The 2,873-nt window shown below is 33.4% G+C and carries 3 protein-coding genes; all 3 read left to right on the plus strand.

What is annotated here, in order from left to right; all coding sequences use genetic code 11:
* The first annotated feature begins 1,029 nt into the window (after positions 1-1,029).
* The 3 genes from ACIQZG_RS24405 to ACIQZG_RS24415 all read left to right on the plus strand — a co-directional run bounded on the left by ACIQZG_RS24405 (position 1,030) and on the right by ACIQZG_RS24415 (position 2,699).
* Positions 1,030-1,578 (plus strand): hypothetical protein, encoded by a 549-nt coding sequence (locus tag ACIQZG_RS24405; protein WP_402758743.1) that lies wholly within the window; start codon positions 1,030-1,032, stop codon positions 1,576-1,578.
* A gap of 312 nt (positions 1,579-1,890) precedes the next feature.
* On the plus strand, positions 1,891-2,370 hold the full coding sequence (locus tag ACIQZG_RS24410; protein WP_402758745.1) for a nucleoside 2-deoxyribosyltransferase: 480 nt from the start codon (positions 1,891-1,893) through the stop codon (positions 2,368-2,370).
* Between the two features lie 14 nt (positions 2,371-2,384).
* Positions 2,385-2,699: a YbjQ family protein gene (locus tag ACIQZG_RS24415; protein ID WP_402758747.1), complete on the plus strand. Its 315-nt coding sequence runs from the start codon at positions 2,385-2,387 to the stop codon at positions 2,697-2,699.
* Positions 2,700-2,873 lie beyond the last annotated feature (174 nt).

Below are 2,873 nucleotides of genomic sequence, written 5' to 3' on the forward strand. Positions count from 1 at the left end.
CATCTGGTGAAAATGATTTTTTAGGCATGAAAAAACTCCCCATTTAATAAACAGATTTTATTTTTTAATCTGTCTACCTAATAGGGAGCATATCATCATTAGCAATTGTGGTCTGTATACTTAATAGATTATGTTATAGCCTGGGATGTAAAATCAATAATTCTCTATGCGTAATACTATTATTGTTTAGTGATGTTCCATATGCATTAAATTATTTATTGAAATTGAGGACTTTATTAGTGACAAGAAGAAAGTTAGCATTAGATATTGGATTAAAGAGGCTGCCGTGGGTGGCTTTTTTTCTATGAATTTTAGTGTTGGAAAATCAGAGCTACTATGATTAGATCGTTTGAAGAGTATAAAGAGGTTTAACATTCAATTGAGTTCTTGTATTAAGTGTAGTTTTAGGCTCAGGAAAAAGTAATTAAACTTCTTCTTAAGGCATAGGTTCAACAACTTTCGGAATAATGAGGAATTCACCTTCACGTAACAAAACATCTTTGTTTGAAACTGTCATTAAAATAGAGTATTTTTATTTTTTTCATATAGTACCGCGATTTCTGTGTAACACCACCAAGTTAAACTGATAAATAATAATGGAGAAGATTGCGAGTTAAGTGAATTTTTAGTTAGAGTAGCTGAAAAATAGTGTACAATTAACCGGTTATTATTGTCATTATGGAAGTTGTATGTAAATCATTTCTTACATTTACAATTTCGAGTGAAAAATCGCTCTTAACCCAACATATACCATCATATAGTTTTACCTACAGACATATAAATAAATATAATATAACGCTAAATTTGATATAATGATTAGTAAAGTGTAACTATCCAAATCGAAAAAACTTCAAGTAATTTATATTCTTAAGATAAATTTCATATTTTTATTAAGAGAAAATTAAGGTTTGTCGTCTATACTAAATAAAAATAGTCAACGAAGATAAATAACGAAACTATTTAGTATGTTTAAACGTATTAATAAATAGAAGTGATGGTAGACTTTAACAATTCAAGTAGGTGAAAAAAATGACTCATACGATATACATAGTATTAACTAAAACAGGGACTTTACTGTCGAAGGCAATCGGGATGTATACCGGTAAAGAAATGAATCACGCCTCTGTTTCATTTGATGCAGAACTTTATAATATGTATAGTTTTGGGCGAAGACAACTGAACAATCCATTAAGTGGTGGTTTTTTGCGTGAGAATGCGGAAACTGGTTTGCTTGAATCAGCGGATTGTGTGATTTATCGTTGTGAGGTGTCTCATTATCAATATTTAGAAATGGTGAAAATTGTGCGCTATATGTATTGGAATCGAGATCGTTATAAATACAACTTCTTAGGATTATTTGGGGTAGTCATGCAAAAGGAATTAAGAAGAGAGCGTGCGTATTTTTGCTCGCAATTTGTAGCAACATTGTTAAAAGTGGGCGGTTTACAAGTTTATCAAAATCCTGCATTTATGACACCACATTGTATTTCTGAATTACCTTATTTAGAAAAAGTATTTGTCGGTAAACTGTCCGACTATATTCAAACTGTTCGCGCACCAGCTATGTTATATGGATAAATCTAACCCTATTTATGGCCTTTCTCGTTCGGTTATAATGAGCGTATCGTTGTAATATGGCGTGAGGTCATAATGCGGATTGTTAGTACAGAGGGTATCCCTTACAAAAGGCTAAAAAGTACTCTTTGGTAAGGGATTGCCTCATATCCCATGAAGCACCAATATGAACATATTCGTGTGCTATGCTATAAAAAGGTTCATACATATGGAAGAAATAAAAAAGCTCTGACTTTTCTATTGTTTCTACAGTTATCAAAGAGAAGAGAGTCATAAAATAATTTTTGGAAAATCATTAGTTTAAGGAGTTTTACAATGAAGGCATATTTAGCAAATGGATTATTTTCTTTAGGGGATCGATTAGTAAACGAGCAGCTAGCTAAGGCGATCCGTCAAGCAGTACCGGGGATTGAGTTATATGTTCCCCAAGAAAATGATGCTATTAATGACAAATCGGCTTACGCAGATAGCTTGAGTATTGCGGAGGCAGACCTTTCAATGTTACAAAATAGTGATGTATTAATTGCTGTTTTAGACGGAGTTGAAATTGATTCGGGTGTCGCTGCGGAGATTGGTGCATTCTCTATGTTGGATCGTCCAATTATCGGTGTATTTACAGATGTACGTCAACAAGGAAGGGATAACAGAAAGAAAATAGATGCACTTATTGCTGATGGCATGGAAAATCAGTTTGTATATCGAAATTTATTTGTCATCGGATTAATAAAACGAAATGGGATAATCACAACTTCGATTGAAGATACTGTGAAGGCGGTCCGAGAAAATATTAAATAAAGGAGGATACCAAAATGTTAATGTCGACAACTGATTCTGTAGCAGGTAGAGAAATCGAGGCAACATTAGGCCTAGTAAAGGGTAACTCTGTACAATCTAGAAACGTTGGGCGTGATATTGTTGCGGGTTTGCGTAATATTGTTGGTGGCGAAATGAAAGAATATGCTGAAATGCTTGTTCGTTCACGCGAAATCGCAACAAAAGAAATGGAAGAGGAAGCGTTGAAACTAGGGGCGGATGCAATTGTAGGCGTACGTTTTACAACTTCTTCTGTGATGGATGGTACTTCGGAAGTATTGGCTTATGGTACAGCAGTCAAATTAAAATAATAAAATTTTTTAATGGGAGCTCCAATTATTTAGATTGGAGCTTTTTTGCTTTAAATTGCACGAATTACACTAATTATTACGGTTCTATAATATTTGTTGGGGTTTTTACACAATTACAAGCATGAAAAAAACACAGATTCACCGATTTATATATACTTGAATTGTCAAGAAACA

Source organism: Lysinibacillus sp. NPDC096418, from assembly GCF_044762775.1.
GTDB lineage: Bacteria > Bacillota > Bacilli > Bacillales_A > Planococcaceae > Lysinibacillus.